Below are 19,436 nucleotides of genomic sequence, written 5' to 3'. Positions count from 1 at the left end.
GCCCGTTTCACGGTGACTCTCTCAGCTTCCCTGCCCATCCGGCCAAGATCGCGACGATGAAACCGGTCGCAAATGACACCGGCACTCCGCGGGAAAGATAGGGATCGGCGTGACCCATGAGCAGTGACATCGCGGTGCAGACGGCCCCCGCGAGGACCGCAGCAGTGATCGACCGGAAAAAAATCCCCTCGATCGCTTCGCGCAATAGAACATCGACCGTCAGTGCGGGCACGACGGTAAACAGGAGTTGCTGGATCCAAGGACTCATCGACGGGAAAGAGGAGCGGTTTCCTGCCGCGGGCGACGTTGTTCAAAAGATGATCCGCCCGTGACCGGTGCCGGGTTTCATCTTTTTCAACAAATCGCGCGGAGTCCGCTGGTCCTAGCCTCTTCCCGGATGTCCGGCGGCCACTGCCTCGAAAATTAGCATGGGCCACCGGAGAAAAACGGCGACTGGCACCTCATCGTCGCGCCAAGAAGCGCCCTTCAAGTTCGCGTAGCGGAGTGCGTGTCAGGTCTGCGGCATAAGTCTCCCCTAGGGTTTTCTGCGCCTTGGAGGAAAGTGATTTCTTGAGTCCGGAGATGATGGTGGACGGTGCCACAAGCATCCAGGAGGGGGAGCCTTCGGCTTCCACCGCTTCACCGATCTGGCTGGCGATTTTCAACATCGCGGTCCGCTGGAGTTCGGCTTCCAGTTTGAGGTGCTCGCCATTCGACATCCCGGTGCGCATGCCGGCGGCATTGCCTTCGCCGAAGCGCCCGGATTGATCGGTCACCACTTCGTGGATCGCTTTCGGCGGTTCCTTCCCGTTCCCGGAGGTGATCTCAAAAAGATGCTCCTGTTGGAGTGGATCGTCGCCAGCGGGGCGAAGCTTGAGAACGCGGACTTGGCCGAGGTTTGCGATAACGATCAATGATTTCATGAGTGATTCTGTGGGACTGAATTTCACAAAACGCGTACCCGGCCGATCCGGGCACGCACCTCGTAACCTCTCACAAAGGGGCCAATCACGCGCGTGGAAATGAGAAGAATTTTCCAGCCGCTTCATCGGCTTCTGGGAATGAAGGGGTTGCAGGAGAGTGATCCTGCTCCTCGTCACCAGGTATTGTTCACTCCGCCGAAATTCCGGTCAGCCGGTGCTGAATCTCTCGTAGTGCATTTCGCATCTTCGAGTTATGTTAGGTTCTCCTGCGTGATCACGTAATGGAGCCGGGAGGTGAAGCAAGTCATCGTCTCCATCGTAGGTCCTGCCGTCTTTCGTTGGTGGGCCTGCTCTTAACGCCGGCGAAGTTCTGTCCAAAGGACCTTGGCGCGGCACTCGCAGGCGTGAGGGATGGTCCTCTCCGATGTCAGGTCCATCACTCCGGTCCGTCCCCGCGCCTGCGCCCCTCCCCAGTCTTGCAGGGGAATTCAGAGGGACGTTTTTCCCCCTTGGTCTCGCGGCTCCGCCTGAATTTTGACGGGTTGTACTACAGATTCCTTGCTAAAGATGGGGACGTCTAGTAAACGGTCCCTTTAAACCCATTCAACTTGGGAAACTGCCGGTCCCTCCCTTGGCCTGGCTCGGAATTTGTTCACTGAAGCCGTCAGTGAATGAAGGGCGAAGCGCATTCAGGAGGGGGCGTCTGTCTCGCGGGTTTTCGTCCCCCCATGAACGCACGGCAATTTTTCGCTCCACGAGCCTCCTTGCCGCCCTCTTTCTCGCCGTCGCCAGCACGACTAAGGTCGCTGCGCAGCCGGTCATTGATGGAGGGCCCACGGCATACTGGTCTGCTCCGGCCAACCAGGCTTGCGAAGGTATTCCGGCTTGCGCGCCTCGGCACCCCGGGGCTCGCGAAAGCGGGACTGAACGGCTGTTGCGAACGCCTGCTCCGACAACAGGAACAGCGCCGGGAGGCCACCTTGGTTGTCGGGGAAAAGGGGTCCAATCAAGGATCCGGTACCAATTCTCATCGGGGCCAGCACTATGCTGGATGTCACGGCGAAAGACGGCTGGGCGGTGGGGGCCGCCCAGACCGTCAGTCGCGGTGCGTCAGCATGCGGGTGACTCTGAAGCTTTCGGCAGATGCTTGATCGCCCCTGCTTCCCGTTTCTAGGCTCTCTCTCAGCGGAGTGGCTTGGCGGGGTGATCCTCCTGCGACAGTTGTTGTCACGGGAGCGCTTGGTTGGCGTGATCTCGCTTATGAGAGTGTTGTCGTGCCCCCCAAAAGAGGGGGATTTCCGCAGCCGGACGACGGTCGATTCCGAGTTTTTAATCGCTCTTTTCCCACATATGAAATGAGGGTTTCGCTCCATTTTTCATTACTTCATGTGATTTTTCCGCGCTGAGACATTTGGCATGTTGCCTTGGGATGATTGCTGTTCTTTGATAATCAGTGATATATTGCCTAGGATCGAGTTGTGAAAAAACTCACTTTCGCGGTGTGATAGACGTGTTAGGCTGAAGCCCATGGCAAGTCGTAAGAAGGCAACAGCGGCGCGTGCGCGTCGCTACACGCTCCCGGAGCGGGAGAAGATCCTGAAATATGTGGAAGACGTAAATGCCCAGAAGGGCAGGGGTGGCCAGACTGCTGCCGTCCAGAAATTCGGCGTGTCTGCCCTCACCATCACTTCATGGATGCGCAAGCGTCCCTCGACTCCGCTGGGTGATTATTCGGGATCGTCCAATGGCACCGGTGGCAAGCTTGCCAAGCTCGCGGCGATCCACGCAGCCATCGTGGCCAAGGAGAAGGAAATCGCGTCTCTCCAAGCCCAGTTCGACAAGCTCAAGGCTTCGATCTGACCCATCCCGGCGGTGATCGCCGCACCAAAGTGCGGCTGACAAGCTGTCCTTCTGTTAGAGCCTGCGCGACGGTACTATTTCTTTCCGTCCTTCGCAGGCTCTTCCTTTTTCGCCTCCTCTGGAGCGGCAGGAACGAACTTCAGGGCCACGCCATTGATGCAATAGCGCTGATCAGTCGGGGTCTGGAAACCCTCGCCCTTGAAGACGTGGCCCAGATGGCCGCCGCACTTGGCACAGTTCACCTCGGTCCGGACCATGCCCCCGGAAAAGTCGTCCTTGGTCGTGACATTCTTCGCCTTTGATGGGTCGTAAAAGGAGGGCCACCCACAATGGCTGTCGAACTTCTCCTTCGAGGTGAAGAGTTCGGCCCCGCAGCCAGCACAGTAGTAGGTGCCGGCACCTTGCTTATTGAACTCCTTGTAAACTTCGCCGTTGGGACGCTCGGTACCGGCCTGCCGCAGGATGCGGTATTGTTCCGGCGTGAGAGTCTTTTTCCACTCGTCGTCGGTTTTCTCGACCTTGCCGGCGGGCTGCGGAGGCGGGGTAGATGCGGTTTCCATGGCTTGCTTGTCCTTTTCCTCCGCAGTGCAGGCACAAAGCATGGCAGCAGTCGCGAGCACCAAGGCGGCTTTCATTGATGGAGATCTACGCATGATCGGGAGAGGATGCAAGGGGCCGGGAAATTCCAGCCCATCCGCTCAGGAACTACGCACCCACGCCTCTCCGCCTGTCGCTGGAATCCTGCGGAGCTCAAATCCCCACGGGGTCGCCGGATTGACCGGACCTGCTCCCTGCATGCGCCGCTTCACGAAGCCGCCTACCAGATACCAATAAATCCCCTTCGCCTTGTTCCATCCGGAAACCGAGGGGGCAGACGCGGGGACCCAGTCGCCAACATGGCACTTCAAGGGGTCGTCCCACGCGCTAGGTGTAATTTCACTCATAGTTCAACATGTACGCTACGCAGCTCCCGTGCAAGGTGACGAAATTTTTTCACGGCATGCGGTTTTCATGAAGCTGCGTGGAAATCCTATGCGTACCGTATTTCTGCGCCATTTCCCGTGGTGGTCCCCATGGGAAAGCTTTCGGTTCGACAAGCGGGGGGATGCTTCCGACGATCTTTCTCGTTCGTCCCTCGCCATGTCCGACTCCATATCTGACCTTACCGCCCGGATCCGCAGCTTTGTCGCGGCCCGGGAGTGGCAGCAGTATCACAACCCGAAGGACATGGCCGTGGCCATCGCTGCCGAAGCCGGGGAACTTCTCCAACATTTCGTCTGGCAGCAGCCGGATCAGGTGCAACGCCGGGCGGAGGAGAAGAGGGAAGAGATCGCTTCCGAGATCGCCGACGTCGGGATCCTGCTATTTGAGATGGCGGATTTGCTGGGGATGAATCTCGGTGAAGTGATGGAAGCGAAGATCGCGCGGAACGAGCAGCGCTACCCTGCCGACAAGGCACGGGGGAATAATCTGAAATATAACGAGCTTTAGATCCGTGAAAGGGGCGGAGCATCCCGCCGCCTGCTTGACCGGGCCGTGAAAAGCTCGGAAATCCTACTGTCAGACCCGATTGAACACACGACCATGAAGATCACTTCATTCTCCCTGCTCGCCCTTGGCGCCCTTTCCATTGCTGCTTGCAAGCAAGCGGAAGAGAAGAGCGCTGCTGGAACCCCTGCAGCCAAAACCGAGGAAAAATCGTCCGCTCCTGCCGCTGGCGAAACGGCTCCGGCTGACGCGCCTGCGGCGTCCGGGGAGGCAACCACCACCGCAAGTGGCCTGAAGTATTGGGTGTTGAAGCGCGGTGCAGGCAGCGTCTCGCCGAAGGCTACCGATGAGGTGACCGTGCACTACGAAGGCACCCTCCTGAATGGGACGGTATTCGACAGCTCGCTGAAGCGCGGCAAGCCGATCAGCTTCCCCTTGAACGGGGTCATCCCCGGCTGGACCGAAGGCCTGCAGCTCATGAAGGAAGGCGACAAATTCAAGTTCGAGATCCCTGCGAACCTCGCCTACGGCGCCCAGAGCCCCAGCCCCGCGATCCCGCCGAACAGCACGCTGGTCTTCGAGGTGGAGCTCATCAAGGTGAACTGATCTGACTGATTCTTTCCCAGCCCGGTGGTTGGCGACTCTTGCCAGCCACCGGGTTTCTTTTTGGGCCGCTTACGCGAACCACTTCACGCCGGCCGCGAAGATCGGCTGGCGCTTCTCGCCGGGGATGTTCTTGCCGACCAAGGTGCCGCTGCGCTCGGTGTGCGCCATCTTGCCGAAGACCTTGCCGCAGGGGCTGGTGATGCCTTCGATGGCGAAGAGCGAACCGTTCGGGTTGGTATCAATCTCCATGGAGAAGACGCCATCGGTATCGACGTATTGCGTCGCGATCTGACCCTTCGCAGCGAGTTCTGCAATGACCGCAGGGCTGGCGAGGAACTTGCCCTCGCCGTGCGATACCGGCACGCTATGCAGATCGCCTACTTCCATGCCCGCCATCCAGGGTGACATGGTGCTGGCGATGCGCGTCGTGACGTAGCACGAGACGTGGCGGCCAATGTCATTGAAGGTGAGCGTCGGCGCATCGGCATGCGGATCGCGGATCTCGCCGTAGGGAACCAGGCCGGTCTTGATCAGCGCTTGGAAGCCATTGCAGATGCCGAGGATCAGACCGTCGCGGTTCTTGATCAGATCCATGATGGCATCCGCCACCTTCGGATTGCGGATCACCGTTGCGATGAACTTTGCCGAACCGTCCGGCTCGTCACCAGCGCTGAAGCCACCGGGGAACATCAGGATCTGTGATTCGCGGATCTTCGCGGCGAAGGCGTCGAGTGACTCTTCCAGATGCCGTGGTGTCAGGTTCCGGAAGACCTGGATCTCGGAAAGGGCACCGGCTTCATTGAAGGCCTTGGCGGAATCGTATTCGCTGTTTGTTCCAGGGAAAGCCGGGATGAGCACCTTCGGCTTCGCATGCTTGGTCGCAGCACCGCGGTGAGACGTTGCGGAGAAAGAGGCCGCGAGCGAAAGGTGTGGAGTGCTTGCGACGCTCGAGTCTTCCTTGGTCGGATAGATCGGCTCCAGCGTGCCAAGCCAGGCGGCTTGCAGTTCTTCGATGCCGTGGCTTTCGTCCGGGAAGGTGATTGCCGGCTCGGCCACCGTTTCGCCGATCACGCGAGCGACCAGGGACTCGGGAAGCTCCGCATCGTGCTCGACGAGGAAATGGAAATAGCGCTCGGCATAGGCACCGAGGTCGGCGGTGATGGTGGCACCGATGCGGTTGCCAAAGCTGCTGGTGGCCACGCCATGCATGAGGCCGCCGGATCCCAGAGCCTTCATCGAGAGGATCTTCCCTTCGACATTCAGCTGGTGGAGTGTTTCCGCCACCTGCCTAAGCTCTTCGTAATTCGGAAGCTGGTCGTCATCGCGCGAGATTTTCACCAGCGAGAGCGTGCTGCCCGCCTTCTTGAACTCGGGCGAGATCGCGAGGCTGGCCTTGCCCGGTGCGAGAGCGAAGGACACCAGCGTCGGCGGCACATCGAGATCGTTGAAGGAACCGGACATCGAATCCTTGCCGCCGATTGCTGCGAGGCGCAGGCCGTGCTGAGCGTGGAAGGCGCCGAGCAATGCCGCGAAGGGCAGGCCCCAGCGGGAAGCATCGGTGCCGAGCTTCGGGAAATATTCCTGCAAGGTCAGGCGGATATCGGAAAGCCGTGCTCCAGCAGCGACCGCCTTGCAGACGGATTCGGTGACCGCGTAGACGGCGCCGTGGAAGGGGCTCCACGAAGAGAGGTAGGGATTGAAGCCCCAGCTCATGTAGGTGCAGCTATCGGTGTTGCCCTGCAGAAGCGGGAGCTTCGCCACCATCGCATCCGGTTGCGTGAGTTGATGCCTGCCACCGAAGGGCCACAATACCGTGCCAGCACCCACGGAGGAGTCGAAGCGTTCGCCCAGACCCTTCTGAGAGCAGTGATTCAAATCGGCCAGCAGCTTGGTGGCGGATTGAGGGTTGTTGAAGGCAGACTGGAAGATGCCTTCCGGAGACTTCACGTGGACTTTCGCCAGTTGCTGGACTCCATTCGTGTCGAGGAAGGCGCGGCTGAGATCGACGATCGTCTTACCGCGCCACTTCATGCGCAGGCGGCCGCTATCGGTCACCGTGGCCACGTGCACGCACTCCAAATTCTCCTTGTCGGATTCGGCGATGAAGTAGGCCGCATCCGCAGGATCGATGCACACGGCCATGCGCTCCTGGGATTCCGAAATTGCCAGCTCCGTGCCATCCAAGCCCTCGTACTTCTTCGGCACTGCATCGAGATCGATCTCGAGCGACGGAGCGATCTCGCCGATCGCCACCGAAACGCCGCCAGCACCGAAGTCGTTGCAGATCTTAATCTTCTTGGTGAGTTCCGGATTGCGGAAAAGCCGCTGGATCTTCCGCTCGGTCGGGGCATCGCCCTTCTGAACCTCGGCGGAGTTTTCCAGAGCTGTATCCGTGTGCTCCTTGGACGACCCCGTGGCACCGCCCACGCCATCGCGTCCGGTGCGTCCACCGATCAGGAGGATCACATCACCCGCTGCCGGCGTGCCTCGGAAAACCTGTGAGCGTGGAGCTGCTGCCACCACGGCCCCGATCTCAAGGCGCTTCGCCACATAGCCGGGGTGATAGACCTCCGAGACTTGGCCCGTCGCGAGACCGATCTGGTTGCCATAGGAGGAGTAACCGTGAGCCGCGATCTGGCAGATCTTCTTCTGCGGAAGCTTGCCCGGCAGCGTTTCCGCGAAGGGAGTGAGAGGATTGCCCGCGCCCGTCACGCGCATCGCCTGATAGACGTAGGAGCGGCCGGAAAGTGGATCGCGGATGCAGCCGCCGAGACAGGTCGCGGCACCGCCAAAAGGCTCGATCTCGGTGGGGTGGTTGTGCGTCTCGTTCTTGAACATCACGAGCCACTCTTCATCGGGGCCGTTGTCGATGCTCACCGGGACGACGATGGAGGCTGCATTGACCTCCTCGGAGACTTCCAGGTTATCCAGTTCGCCGGACTTCTTGAGCTCGCGCATGCCGATGAGCGCGATGTCCATCAGCGTCACCGGCTTGTCATCGCGACCGAGATCCTTGCGCGTGGCGAGATAGGTTTCCCATGCCTTCTTCACCGGCTCCGCGCCATCGCCGAAGGTCGCTTCCTCGATCTTCGTGAGGAAGGTCGTATGGCGGCAGTGGTCGGACCAGTAGGTGTCCAGCATCCGGATCTCCGTGATGGTCGGGACGCGCTTTTCTTCGTCGCGGAAGTAAGCTTGGCAGAAAGCGATATCGGCATCGGACATCGCAAGGCCGAGTTGCTTGCGCAGCGCTGCGAGCTCTTCCGTGGACTTCGAGGTGAAGCTGCTGAGTTCCGCGACGTCGGCCGGTGCGTTGACGACCGGTTGCAGGGTTTCCGGCAGGGTCATGCGGGCCTCGTGGGAGTCCACCGCGTTGATGACGTAGCCCTTGATCCGAGTGAGATCGCCACTGGAAATGTTGCCGCTTACGATGATCACCTTGGCGGAGGCCACCAGCGGGCGCTCCTTTCCGGTGAGGATCTGCACGCATTGTGCAGCGGAATCGGCGCGCTGGTCGAATTGGCCGGGCAGGTATTCCACGGCGAAGGCCTGCTCGTTGTCGCCCAGCGACAGCTCCTTCGTCGTCAGATCCACCTGTGGCTCGGAGAGGATCAGGCGGACTGCCTGCTCGAACTCCGACTCGGAAAGCCCGTCGATATCATAGCGCTGGACGATCCGGATACCTGCGAGCGATTCTAGGTCGAGCGACTCGCGGAGATCATGCAGGAGGTGGCGGGCCTCGGCGTTGAATTCGGACTTCTTCTCAACGAAAATACGGTTCATGAGCGGCTTAGGGAGCTGCGGAGGCGCTGGATGCTAGCCACCACCCCCGTGAGGGCAAGCCGGGTGACTCAAAAAGGTACCCACTGGAAATTTGGGAGCCCGTGACGGCTCTAAAACCGAGCGGTGGCGCCTGTCCCCTAGCTTAAGCCGCCACCTTGTAGCGGAAGGCCATATTCACCCGCTTTGCCACGTAGCCGCGGTCGAAACGCACCTGCTTGATCGAGCGAAGGCAAAAGGATTCCAGATCCTCCCCTTGGCGCAGCTTCACCGGCAGCGTCTCGAGCGGACGCCCGTCGGCATTCACGGAGATCTCGAGATTTGCCTCCATCCACGCCTTCAGCGGGGCCAGACGCGGCAGGACGTCCTTTCCTGCGGCTGTGAAGAGCTGGAAAAAGCAGCGCACGCACTTGCCGGGGTGTCCCTTGCTCATCAGGAGTTCACGCAGATCCAGAATGGCATCTGCTTCCTTGGCCAAGACAGGGGCAAGCGGGAGGAGAAGGCTGTCGATTTCCTCAAGGGTGGGCTGCACGCGGCGGAAGAAACCTCAATTGAGACTGGGTCGCAATTAAAATTTCCCAACCGTTAGAGGACCGGCACCCTTTGGGCATCAGTCGGCTTTCTCGAAATCGCCACACCAATCTTCCCCGGCGGTCACCGGAAACATCGACTCGAACTTCACTTCATCGTCTACCTCGAAGGCGACCGTCTGCGGCGCGTGGCGGCGGCATTCGCCGTGATCTTCCTCGAGCTTGTTCCAGAACGCGCAAGCGGCACAGGCCCGGGTAGCTTTCTTCGTTTTCATGGCAGTAAAGGAAAAGGTCCATGATTCCGTTAGCCCGGATCGTGCCCAGTCGCAAGGTTCAAAGTCTGGCGATTGCTTGCTTTCAGCCCGCCCGCCAGTCGGAGGGACGCGTCCCTTTCTCCGCTACGAAGGCCTTTGTGAAGTGGCTCAGGCTGTTGTAGCCCACTTCGAAGGCTGCCTCGGTGACATTGCTTCCGCCGTCCCGGAGCAGCGATGCCGCGTGGTCGATCCGGATTTCCCGCAGCTTCTGGCTCAAGGTCTTTCCGCTGTGTTGCTTGAAGAGCCGGCTGAGATAGTGCGGTGCGCAGCCCACGTGCTTCGCCACGGCATGGAGATCCAGATCTTCCCGGAAATGTTCCCGCAACCAAAGGGTGGCCGCGTCGATCCGCTGTCTTAGCGGGTCGTTGCCTGTCTTTCCGCCCTTCGGGGCAGCGCCGAAGAGGCTGAAGCACTCCAAACTTTTTCCCCGGAACCAAGCGGCGCGCAGCGTGCGTGCGACCGGGGGCTGGAGCAGGGACTCACACAAGTCCCTTTCGGCCAATGTCATCGAGCGGAGTTGGCCCATGTGGCCGGTGCTGGCGGCGGTGGCATCACGCAGCGCCGGGTGGAGGGCTCCCGCGGAATCGCCGAAGTTCGCCGCCAGCCAGCCGGCCGAAGCAGAGAGGACGACGAAGCGATGTCTACCGCCTCCCGGCAAGCGACTTGCGTGGATCATTTCACCTTCTCCCGGTCTCAACAAGGATGCCGTGCCCGGAACAATACCGAGACGGATATGCTTTCCGAGCACCACTGCGTGACCATCCAGATTCAGAACCAAGTGTCCTGCGGTGGATCTTAGGAAGGAGCTCCAATCCACAGCCTGAGAGAGTTCCACGTCGATTCCCGTCACGACGATACCCGCTCCCTCGTGGAGGATCGTGGCATTCAGGGTGGCGGACATCGGTGGGGTGGAGCGCCATTCGGCTCTAATTGCGATTGAGTCGCAAGAAGAACATTTCCGAGTGGCGCTCCCTTGCCTCCAGATAGCGGTCAATTATCCAAACAACTGCTTCATCGCAAATTTCCGCTAGGGAAAAGCAAGCCGTCGGGAGCCCGGGAAGAGGAGCAGGAGAAACATGGATCCATCGGCAGCGCCTCTGCCGACTGCCCCTCGAATCTCATGAAATCGCCTCGTCGTACCTGCCGCCCGCTGTTCCTCCTGCCTGCTCTCGCGGCTATTCTTGCCTCGTCCTCTGTGTCCGCCGCCTTCATCATGACGGATTCCGGCACCGTCTTCACACCATCCTTCCGCGGAGAATCCAGTACCACCTACTTCGGCTGGTCCGCCGGAACTTGGGATGGCAATGCCGACAGCACCCCGCCGGAACCCACGATTCCGGATATCGTCAACGGGACACCCTCGATCAATCCGGGGGCGCTGGCAGGGACATCGTTCCTGACGCAGTCCGGCACCAATGACGTCGTCTCGTCCACGAACAACATCTACTCGAGCGTCGCAGGTATCAATGCGGCTGGCCTGCAACTCCATATCCCGACCGCCGGTGTTGTGGGTTCTTCGGGCTACACCACCATCATCATCCAGGGACTGGGTCTCAATGGTGCTGGCTTCGGCGGAACCTCCGGTCTCGATGCCTTCGGCTTCGGCGCGATCAATGGCATCCTGCCCGAGTATGTCCTCGGCACGAATGCCGATGTGGAAGGCCAGTGGTGGGCGAAGTGGGAGATCCCCGGTAATGCAGCCAGCTACACGGTGGATATCGTCGGCGTCTCGAACAGCGCTGCGCTCGGCGTCCTCTCGGTGACCGAGCTTCACGTGGACACGCTGTTCTCGAACTCGGGCTATGCTCCGGATTTCGCCGTGGTGCCGGAACCTTCCGCGCTCCTGCTTTCCGCCTTCGCCGGTCTGGGCCTCATCGCCCGCCGCCGCCGCTAAGCCTATCAACGAGCTACCGGAAAGACTATGAAATCCACCTTCACCCTGTTCGCTGCTGGCATCCTCCTGGCCGGCTCGACTTTCGCTTCCGACGAATCCTTTGAGAAGGATCGTAAGGCGATCCTATCGATGGCAGGCGACTTCAAGGTCGGCTTCCATTTCCAGGAAACCGTCTCGCTTCACGAAGGCTACAAGCCCGAGGAGAAGGCCTATAAGGAAGAAGCCTTCGAGACCGTAAAGGTCGTCGAAGACTCCGGAAAGAAGATCGTGCTCCAGCACATCCTGCAGGCCGGCCCGGCCGTAGTGAAGCATTGGGCCCAGATCTGGACCTACGAGGATACCGAGATCCTGGAGTTCCAAGGCGAACGCACTTGGACGACCAAGAAGCTCTCGCCCGAAGAGGCGAAGGGGAAGTGGAGCCAGCGCGTCACGCAGGTGGATGATTCCCCGCGCTACGAGGGCATCGCCGCGTGGGTGCACGGCCCGGAGATCAGCGAGTGGACCGCACTCGCCAATCGCCCGAAGCCGCGCCGCGAGGAGAAGCGGGAGGACTACGACCTGCTGGTCGTGACCAACCGCCACACCATCACCTCCGAAGGTTGGTTCCATGAGCAGGACAATGCCAAGTGGGTGAAGCGCGATGGCAAGGACTACCCGTTGGTCCGTGAGATTGGCTTCAATCCCTATCTGCGTGTGAAGGATCACGACTTCACCAAGGCGAACACCTATTGGGACAAGACCAATCTCTTCTGGAAGGATGTCCGCCAGGTCTGGGAAGAATTCTACCCTAAGGACGGCAGCGTGAAGGTGCTCACGAAGGCCGGTGATGGACGTCTCATGGATGTCGTCGCCGAACTCGTGGAGGACACCGAAGACGGCAAGGCTCCAGCCATCGACAAGATCCGCGAGACGCTGAAGCCCTACGTTGTCGAAGCAGCTCAGCAGCAATAAGCCATTCCCCGCTGGCTATCGCCTCCGGATGGTAGCCAGCGATCCCCCGACGCTTTTCCCCCTCCGTTCCCAAGTTTCTTTCCATCGATCCATCATGCCCTTCCTCGCGGAGGAGCCCGGATCATCGAACTTCGAACGGCGTTGATTCGCCCCCACCTTCCGCGGGCGCGCGCAGGCGCGCCCCACTTTGACACATGCGATTTCATCCGGCTTTTCCGGTAATGGCCGCCATCGGTATGGCGCTGCACCCCGCTCCGGCGGCGGAACCTGAGGAGGACTCCGTCGCCGGGGATGAGGGGTCGGTGGTGCAAGACCTCGATGAGATCGTCGTGGTTGGAACCCGCACCGAGCAGCGCTGGATCGATGCCAGCGGCACGACCTTGCGCGCCGATCAGGAGGAGCTGCTGCGGACCGGCAGCCAGGATCTCTCGGGATTCGCGAAATATGATCCCACGGTCACGCTGCCCTTTGATTTCGGCAGCGGTGACGGGGCCTTCGCCTATGGCCAGTCCGGCTACGGCAGCATCAATATCCGCGGTGCGGAGGGCAACCGGATCGCCATCGAGCTCGATGGTGTCCGCCAGCCGCCACAGTATGTGTCGACTTCCTTCGACATGGGCAGCGGCGATGGCGCAGGGGGAATCGGTCGCGACTACTTTGATCCCGCGATGTTCGATCTCGTGGAGGTCTTGAAGGGCGGAGCCAGCGCGCTCTATGGCAGCGATGCCTTGGGCGGTGTGGTGGCCTTCAGCACTCCGGAACCGGAGAGCATCTTGAAGGGCAAGGACCATGGTGCGCTACTGCGCACGCAGTACTTCTCCGTGAACGAAAGCATCGCCGGCCAGGTGGGAGGTGCGGTGAAGAAAGGGAATACCTCGGTGATGTTCCTCTACGCAGGACGTCATGGCGAGGAGACGGCGAATAACGGTGTCGAGCCGCCGAATCCGATGGATTTCACCTCGCACTCGGCCTTGGTGAAGGCGGAGCACGCGATGGGCGATCACCTCTTCAAGCTGGCCCTGGAAGTCTTCGATCGCGAGGCCTCGACGGATGTCCGCAGTGCAGTGGTTTCCGATTTCCCGGTTTTCACGGACTACGTTTACAATGACCAGTTCCTGGAACGCCAGCGGGCCAGCCTGAAGTGGATCTACACGCCGCAGGCGGGCTTGGTCGATCACCTCGACACGCATCTCTATTGGCAGCATGCGGGCAGCCGCAGCGACAACGACTCGGCTTCGAAACCCCTGGTGATCGGCGGTATCCCCTTCCCGGGAACGGAGCGCACCCGCCAGCAGCGCATCACTTTCGATACCGATATTGTCGGGCTCTCGTCGGTGGCTCGTCGTGATTTTGGCAGCGAGGCGGAGGTGCTTCACTCCGCGATGGCGGGCGTGGATTTTTCTCTGGAGACCTCGGAGAACAAGTACACGCGTCGCGACTCGAGCTCTCCCGACGAGTCCAATCGCACTGCCTTTGCGCCGACCGATACCACGCGTGTGGGTTTCTTCCTTCAGGACGAGATCAAGATCCACCGGCAATTCTTCATCACGCCGGGCCTGCGCCTCGATTGGCAGGGGATCAACCCGAACCCGAACCAGGCCTATTTGGATCGCTTGGATGACCTGGCACTTTTTGCCCAGGAACCGCCGTCCGACTACGAGAACTTTTCGCTCTCGCCACGCCTCAACCTTGCGTGGAAACCGGTCGAGTATGTCCAGTGGTATGGCACCTACGCCCACGGTGTGAGGAATCCGAGTGCGGAAGAGCTCTCCATGATCTTTGATCATCCGACATCCGGAGGAGGGGAGGGAACTGTCACTGTGCCGAATCCCAGCCTGAAAGAGGAGGAGAGCGATGCTTTCGAACTCGGGATGAAGACCGAGGGTAGTGCGGGGCGTTTCCAAGCTTCCGTCTTCTACACGCATTACCGCAATTTCATCGAGAACGGGGTGGGGACCGACCAGTTCAATGATCTAAACCAGGAGTATGTGACCACCGTGAACCGCGGAGAAGCGGAGATCTACGGGTTTGAACTCGGCGGCATGTATCAGCTTGGCCACGCGTGGGCCAAGGCCGAGGGCTGGCAGGTCGGTGCAGCAACCGGCAAGACGATCGGAAACAACCTCACCGATGATGTCCCGCTCAATACCATCGAACCATGGAAAACCGTGGGCTTCGTGGGCTACGAGGATCCGGATGGCCGGTACGGCGCGCGCCTGACAGGCACCTATGTGGCGAAAGTGGAGCGCGTGGACGACACGACCAACCAGAGCACTTTCTTCCGTCCGCCTGCTTGGTTCACGCTCGATCTCGCCGCGTGGTGGCAGCCCACGGAAACGCTGGCGATTCATGCCGGGTTCAACAACATCCTGGATGAGAAATACTGGCAGTGGGGTTCGGTGCGCCGCGGTAATGGCCACTTGGGTGGCGATGGCACCACCGATCGCTCCACTGCGCCGGGACGGAACTTCAGTCTCTCGGTGACCAAGACCTTCTAACAGATTTTATGCCTATGAAAGCGGCGCTCTTTTTCTTTGCCCTCTGCGCTGTTGCGACGGCGGAGACCGTCACGCTGACGCCGGTCAAGGACAGCGATGTTTATTCCTACCTGGACATGACGGTGGGAAACTCGATCACGCTGAACGTGAACGCCTCCGTGGGGATGCAGCATTCCAATCATGCGCTGATCCAGTTCAACCTGGCTGCCCTAGGTATGCCGGCCAATGAGATCGCCTCAGCAAAGCTCAAGATCTATTCGATGCTGCCGGGGTCCGAATTCGGCGGCAGCTTCCGGGCGGGGGATATTGCCATTCATCGGCAGGGTGCCACGTGGACCGAAACCGGCTTGAAGTGGAGTCACCTGCAGCCCTTGGAGAAAGTGGCAGTGATGCCGGTCACGCAATCCAATGCTTGGGTGGAAGTCGATATCACCTCGCTCGTGGCCCAGTGGGTGACAACTCCTGCCAGCAACTTCGGCCTGTTGATGCGACCGGATGCGGAAAATGTGGAACCCGGGATGAATGCCGAATTTGTCGGGCGTGAGGTGGCGGCGTACTCACCGCAATTGATCGTTACCCGCGGAATTCCTCCCGCGACGGCTCCTCCGGTAATGGCGATTACCAATCAAGGGGGGCAGATCATTATCGAATGGCCGGTGACGGGAAGCAGTGGCTGGACCCTCCAAGAGTCCGATCAACCGACCAGCGGGTGGGCGGCCACTGCCGCTACCGCCACGCAGACGAATGGAGTGTGGCGCGTGGTCCAGACGCCTGGTAGCTCGGCGAGCCGCTTCTTCCGCTTGAACAAGCCGTGAAGGAGGCCCACGCCAATTCCCCGGGGAGCTGAGGCTTGCAGGGACGATTCTGGCTCCCGCCTCGTGAAAAGCAGCTGACCAGTGAGCTTGTGTGGGCGGGCAAAGGCACCTCACGCCGCCGCTACTGCTGCCTCAATCCGCTCTTCCGCCGCCACCTGGATTCTCAGGTGCCCCGGTGCCAAGCTGGCCCAGCAGAATCCCGGCGCCGCCGTGTCGGCGAATACCACGTGCTTTCTTCCCGCATCTGCGATCCTGAGCACGGGCCCTTCGCTATCCAGGAAAGCCGGTCGGAATGCCGCCTTCACGCGGTGCATCGCTGTCTTCACCTCCACTTCCAGACAGCGGCATCCATCGAGCGCTGCCGCGACGTTCCAATCAATGCTCCTGTTTCGAGGTGGGGTACTTTCCCACTCATCCAGCCAAGCTCCAGCCCCCAGTGAGTGGCGGTCCCGGGCGTCGATTGGCACACCTTGGAATACATCCACTATTTCCCGCACGACCCGTGATTTCCAGTCATGCCGGTCGAGACGCACGGAGAGTTCGATCCCGTTGCCCGGGGGATTGATGGAGAAAACGGGATGCGCATCGTCAGGATCGGCCAGCGCATGGACTTGGTGAGCCTGACCGAGGTCGACCTCCAAGCCGCTGATGGCATCGCGCAGCACATTCCAGCCGCCCGGCTCACGGGCGACGAAAAGTCCGAAGCCGGTATCCTTTGCTAGGCTTAGGCCCTGCTGGCGGATGATCAGTGTGCCTTCACCCAGATGGCAAAGCTGGTTCAGCAAGCGCGGCGTGGAGCCGTGGAGACGATAGGCGAGGTCGCAGGACCGGGAATGAAGGAATCCGGACATGGGAGCACCCTAGTTCTCTCCCGCATGCTTCGCTCCCGCGGGCTTGCGAAAGCTTGGCGCTGGATTGCCTTCCACGAAGGATTGGAAAACAAGGCGCCAATCCGCGTATAATCCGGAACAGCGTAGCCATGAAGAATTTGCTCCTTTCCCTTTTCCTTAGCATTTCCGCGCTGTTCCCGGCCCGGGCTGCGGATTTTGCCACCACCATGATGGAGGCCACCTTCAAGTTTTTCGATCCGGACTCTACCTCCACCTGCTTTCTGGTGAAGCGGGCGGAACCGGATGCCGCCTTTTATCTCGTGACCACCGCGCATACGGTGGAACGAACCAAAGGCGAAAATGCGATTCTGGTCCTCCGCGAGCCGAAGCCGGATGGCTCCTATGAGCGGCACGATCATACGATCAAGATCCGCGACAAGGATCAGCCGCTGTGGGTGCGTCACGCGAAGGAAGACGTCGCGGTCCTGCGCTTGGGCGATGCCCTTCCAGTGGCTGTGCCCGCGATCTCCGTCACGGACTTTGCGAAGGAAGAGGATCTCGCTACGGCTGGCGTTCACATCTGTAGCCCGCTCTTCGTGCTCACCTACCCGCAGCGCTTCGAGGCAAATGGCGCGGGCTTTCCCGTGGCACGGCAGGGGATCTTCGCAAGCCCGCCGCTGCTGCCTGTAAAGACGCATCCCACCTTTCTGGCGGACTTCACAACCTTCGCCGGCGATAGCGGCGGGCCGGTCTTCATCGAAGGAAAGGGAACTCGTCCTCTCGTGGCAGGCATCGTACTCGCCCAGCATCATCATGAAGACAAGATTCACAGCGAGTATGAAGAGCGGGTGATCCGGCACCCTCTCGGCATGGGTACCGTCCTGCATGCCGGGTACGTGCTCGAAACCTTGGAACAGGCGGCAACTGCCGCGCAGAAAAAGTGATCCTCACTTCGAGGTCTGAACTCCAGAAGGATCCAGTATCACGTCATCGTCATTGTAGGCGGTGCCATCCGGTCCGGCGGAGCGCAGTTCGAGTCGCCGCCATCCTTCGGGATGAACGATCAAAGGCTTTCCCCACCGGTCCTTTAGAAGGCCGTCCGCGGTGAAGATGGCATGGTCCCTTCTGACAAACACTTCACGATTGGCATTCTCTCCCCGCAAGGCCGCGGCCAGATCCGCGTTGCCACCGATGGGAAAGCGGCTCGGGTCCTTGATCAAGGAGAAGTAGCCGGTCGTCACGCGGTGGACTTTCCGCAGGTCTTCGATCGGAGGCGTCGCAGCATCGCCGTATCCTTCGAGCAAGGACTCGGCAGCAGTCGGTGGGGTCGGGATCTCCGGCTCCGGTTGGCTGATGACCGGTCCGGGGATGGCCTGCTTTTCGGTCCTGGTTTCCCGGGGCTGCGAGAGCCGCCAGCCCATGAACAAGACGAAGGCGATCAGAGCAACGGCAAGGATGATTCTGTGTGCCTTCACGAGCTATAGCAGGAATCCCACCGGATTCGTCGAGCTATTGGGATCGTAGAAGTTCCCGATGTTCGGCAACACCTGATCCATGTCGGCGGGAGTCACTCCGAACCACCGTAGCATCTCGCAGAAATACTGGTCTGCTGAAACCTTCGGGAAGATCCGCCCGCCGCGGCCGACATCATCCGGCCCATCGATCACCAGAGAAGGATAGCTGCCCTTCACCGTGCCGCCCTTCACGGGTCCGCCCATCACCAGTTGATTGCCGGACCACGCATGGTCGGTTCCTTGTCCATTCGAGCGCAGGGTCCTGCCAAAGTCGGAGCAGGTGAATGTGATCACGTCATTGGCGAGGCCCAAGGTCTCGAGGCAGGTCTGGAAGGCATAGAGAGCCCCATCCAGCACCAGCAGCATGTCGCGGTGATTCTCCAGCAGTTCCGCATGGTGATCCCAGCCGCCGAACTCGATGAAGAGGGTCTGGCGTGCCAGCTTCAGTTGCTGGCGGATCGCGATCGTCTTCACCGCCGCCCGGAACTGCGCGGAGATCCAATGGTTCGGGAAAGGGGCGTTTGCCACCACGCTATCCACGTTCTGCCCATTCAAGGTCCCCGGGGCTGAGAATTGCTGTTGGAATTCCACGCCCCGCTCGATGCTGTTCGAGGTGATGCGCCCGTGCGTGCGGTGGAAGAGACTGCTATAGTGCTCCTCGATCGGGCTGCCGATGAGGTTGCGGATTCCTTGGTCCTTCGCCTGAAGCGTGGGGGAGGCGCCGCCGGAGCCGGTAAAGCTCAAAGCACCGCCACCGGTGATCACGAACTGCCCTTGGCTCTCTCCGATCTGGAAGGCCGAGTTTCCCGCCACGGAGAAGTTCATCGGCATGTAGTAGCTTCCCGTTTGCTCGGTATTCAGTGTCGAATGAATCACGTCCGCCGCGCGTCCACCCCAGCCGGTAAGCACGCTCATCCCCTGCGGGACGGAGGTCTGCCACTGCTCGATCTGGTCGCGATGGGAGAAGAGCGCCTTGGGCAAGGCCACGCTTCCATTCAGGAACTGTGCCTTGTTCGTGATCGGCTCGATAAGCGTCCCCACGTTGGCAACAAAAGAGACGCGTTTCTTGCCGGAAAAGGCGCCCGTGCCATTGAACATCTCCGCGAGCTTCGTGCAGGAAGGGTGCAGGCCGAAGTTGGTGTCCGTCAGAGGAATGAGCCTCTTGGTCGGATCGGGATCGCTGAGGGGGATCGCGAGGTTCGAGCGCGAAGCCGCGTACTCCGCATACTTCGCATCCTTCGGGATCAGCAGGTTGAAGGTGTCGCAGCCTCCGGAAAGGAACACGCATACCAGCGACTTCCTCTGCCCGCCGAAGCCGCCCTGTGCTGCGGCGTGATTCGCCATCGTCAGGTTTAGCAGCGTGGAAAGCACCGAGGTCGAACCGATCGCGGCACAACTGGCTTCTCCGAGGAACTTTCGGCGTGAGCGCATGAGAT

19 protein-coding genes are annotated in these 19,436 nt (G+C 60.4%); 8 read left to right on the top strand and 11 right to left on the bottom strand.

Annotated features, from left to right (window positions below):
* Positions 1-7 precede the first annotated feature (7 nt).
* Together HHL09_RS05895 and HHL09_RS05890 are read right to left on the bottom strand one after the other, a co-directional pair.
* Positions 8-268 carry a hypothetical protein gene (locus HHL09_RS05895; protein WP_169453643.1) on the bottom strand — a complete coding sequence of 87 codons (261 nt, stop codon included), beginning with the start codon at positions 266-268 and terminating at the stop codon, positions 8-10.
* A gap of 193 nt (positions 269-461) precedes the next feature.
* Positions 462-923 (bottom strand): host attachment protein, encoded by a 462-nt coding sequence (locus HHL09_RS05890; RefSeq protein WP_169453642.1) that lies wholly within the window; start codon positions 921-923, stop codon positions 462-464.
* A gap of 1,527 nt (positions 924-2,450) precedes the next feature.
* On the opposite strand from HHL09_RS05890, the gene HHL09_RS05885 reads away from it, so the two are divergent.
* A complete protein-coding gene (locus HHL09_RS05885) occupies positions 2,451-2,783 on the top strand; it encodes a hypothetical protein (protein ID WP_169453641.1) in 333 nt (110 codons plus the stop codon).
* Between the two features lie 74 nt (positions 2,784-2,857).
* On the opposite strand, the gene msrB is transcribed toward HHL09_RS05885, so the two are convergent.
* Together msrB and HHL09_RS05875 are read right to left on the bottom strand one after the other, a co-directional pair.
* Positions 2,858-3,418 (bottom strand): peptide-methionine (R)-S-oxide reductase MsrB, encoded by a 561-nt coding sequence (msrB, locus tag HHL09_RS05880; RefSeq protein WP_169453640.1) that lies wholly within the window; start codon positions 3,416-3,418, stop codon positions 2,858-2,860.
* Between the two features lie 63 nt (positions 3,419-3,481).
* Positions 3,482-3,727, bottom strand: coding sequence for a hypothetical protein (locus HHL09_RS05875; protein ID WP_169453639.1), 246 nt, complete (start codon positions 3,725-3,727; stop codon positions 3,482-3,484).
* 196 nt (positions 3,728-3,923) lie between these two features.
* Here HHL09_RS05875 and HHL09_RS05870 point away from each other — a divergent pair, with 196 nt between their 5' ends.
* Together HHL09_RS05870 and bamJ are read left to right on the top strand one after the other, a co-directional pair.
* Positions 3,924-4,274, top strand: coding sequence for a nucleotide pyrophosphohydrolase (locus tag HHL09_RS05870; RefSeq protein WP_169453638.1), 351 nt, complete (start codon positions 3,924-3,926; stop codon positions 4,272-4,274).
* Positions 4,275-4,367: 93 nt separating this feature from the next.
* Positions 4,368-4,877 carry a BamJ family beta-barrel-assembly machinery protein gene (gene bamJ / locus HHL09_RS05865; RefSeq protein WP_169453637.1) on the top strand — a complete coding sequence of 170 codons (510 nt, stop codon included), beginning with the start codon at positions 4,368-4,370 and terminating at the stop codon, positions 4,875-4,877.
* 69 nt (positions 4,878-4,946) lie between these two features.
* On the opposite strand, the gene HHL09_RS05860 is transcribed toward bamJ, so the two are convergent.
* From HHL09_RS05860 to HHL09_RS05845, 4 genes are all read right to left on the bottom strand, one after another.
* Positions 4,947-8,657, bottom strand: coding sequence for a phosphoribosylformylglycinamidine synthase (locus tag HHL09_RS05860; protein ID WP_169453636.1), 3,711 nt, complete (start codon positions 8,655-8,657; stop codon positions 4,947-4,949).
* Positions 8,658-8,799: 142 nt separating this feature from the next.
* A complete protein-coding gene (locus HHL09_RS05855; RefSeq protein ID WP_169453635.1) occupies positions 8,800-9,186 on the bottom strand; it encodes a hypothetical protein in 387 nt (128 codons plus the stop codon).
* Positions 9,187-9,264: 78 nt separating this feature from the next.
* Complete coding sequence (locus tag HHL09_RS05850; protein WP_169453634.1) at positions 9,265-9,459, bottom strand: hypothetical protein; 195 nt, start codon at positions 9,457-9,459, stop codon at positions 9,265-9,267.
* A gap of 82 nt (positions 9,460-9,541) precedes the next feature.
* Positions 9,542-10,399: a helix-turn-helix transcriptional regulator gene (locus tag HHL09_RS05845; RefSeq protein ID WP_169453633.1), complete on the bottom strand. Its 858-nt coding sequence runs from the start codon at positions 10,397-10,399 to the stop codon at positions 9,542-9,544.
* 219 nt (positions 10,400-10,618) lie between these two features.
* On the opposite strand from HHL09_RS05845, the gene HHL09_RS05840 reads away from it, so the two are divergent.
* From HHL09_RS05840 to HHL09_RS05825, 4 genes are all read left to right on the top strand, one after another.
* On the top strand, positions 10,619-11,392 hold the full coding sequence (locus HHL09_RS05840; RefSeq protein WP_169453632.1) for a PEP-CTERM sorting domain-containing protein: 774 nt from the start codon (positions 10,619-10,621) through the stop codon (positions 11,390-11,392).
* Positions 11,393-11,419: 27 nt separating this feature from the next.
* Positions 11,420-12,343 (top strand): DUF6607 family protein, encoded by a 924-nt coding sequence (locus HHL09_RS05835; RefSeq protein WP_169453631.1) that lies wholly within the window; start codon positions 11,420-11,422, stop codon positions 12,341-12,343.
* Positions 12,344-12,564: 221 nt separating this feature from the next.
* Positions 12,565-14,841 carry a TonB-dependent hemoglobin/transferrin/lactoferrin family receptor gene (locus tag HHL09_RS05830; protein WP_169453630.1) on the top strand — a complete coding sequence of 759 codons (2,277 nt, stop codon included), beginning with the start codon at positions 12,565-12,567 and terminating at the stop codon, positions 14,839-14,841.
* 14 nt (positions 14,842-14,855) lie between these two features.
* On the top strand, positions 14,856-15,656 hold the full coding sequence (locus tag HHL09_RS05825) for a DNRLRE domain-containing protein (protein ID WP_169453629.1): 801 nt from the start codon (positions 14,856-14,858) through the stop codon (positions 15,654-15,656).
* A gap of 110 nt (positions 15,657-15,766) precedes the next feature.
* Here HHL09_RS05825 and HHL09_RS05820 read toward each other — a convergent pair whose 3' ends face one another.
* On the bottom strand, positions 15,767-16,507 hold the full coding sequence (locus HHL09_RS05820; protein ID WP_169453628.1) for a hypothetical protein: 741 nt from the start codon (positions 16,505-16,507) through the stop codon (positions 15,767-15,769).
* 128 nt (positions 16,508-16,635) lie between these two features.
* Here HHL09_RS05820 and HHL09_RS05815 point away from each other — a divergent pair, with 128 nt between their 5' ends.
* Positions 16,636-17,430, top strand: coding sequence for a trypsin-like peptidase domain-containing protein (locus HHL09_RS05815; RefSeq protein WP_169453627.1), 795 nt, complete (start codon positions 16,636-16,638; stop codon positions 17,428-17,430).
* Positions 17,431-17,433: 3 nt separating this feature from the next.
* On the opposite strand, the gene HHL09_RS05810 is transcribed toward HHL09_RS05815, so the two are convergent.
* Entirely contained in the window at positions 17,434-17,961 is a 528-nt protein-coding gene (locus HHL09_RS05810; protein ID WP_169453626.1) for a hypothetical protein, read from the bottom strand.
* Positions 17,962-17,964: 3 nt separating this feature from the next.
* A complete protein-coding gene (locus HHL09_RS05805; RefSeq protein ID WP_169453625.1) occupies positions 17,965-19,431 on the bottom strand; it encodes a DUF1501 domain-containing protein in 1,467 nt (488 codons plus the stop codon).
* Between the last annotated feature and the right edge of the window lie 5 nt (positions 19,432-19,436).

The sequence above is a fragment of the Luteolibacter luteus genome (assembly GCF_012913485.1).
GTDB lineage: Bacteria > Verrucomicrobiota > Verrucomicrobiia > Verrucomicrobiales > Akkermansiaceae > Haloferula > Haloferula lutea.
Note: the sequence above shows the minus strand (reverse complement) of the source record. Positions and strands in the feature narration are given on the sequence as shown.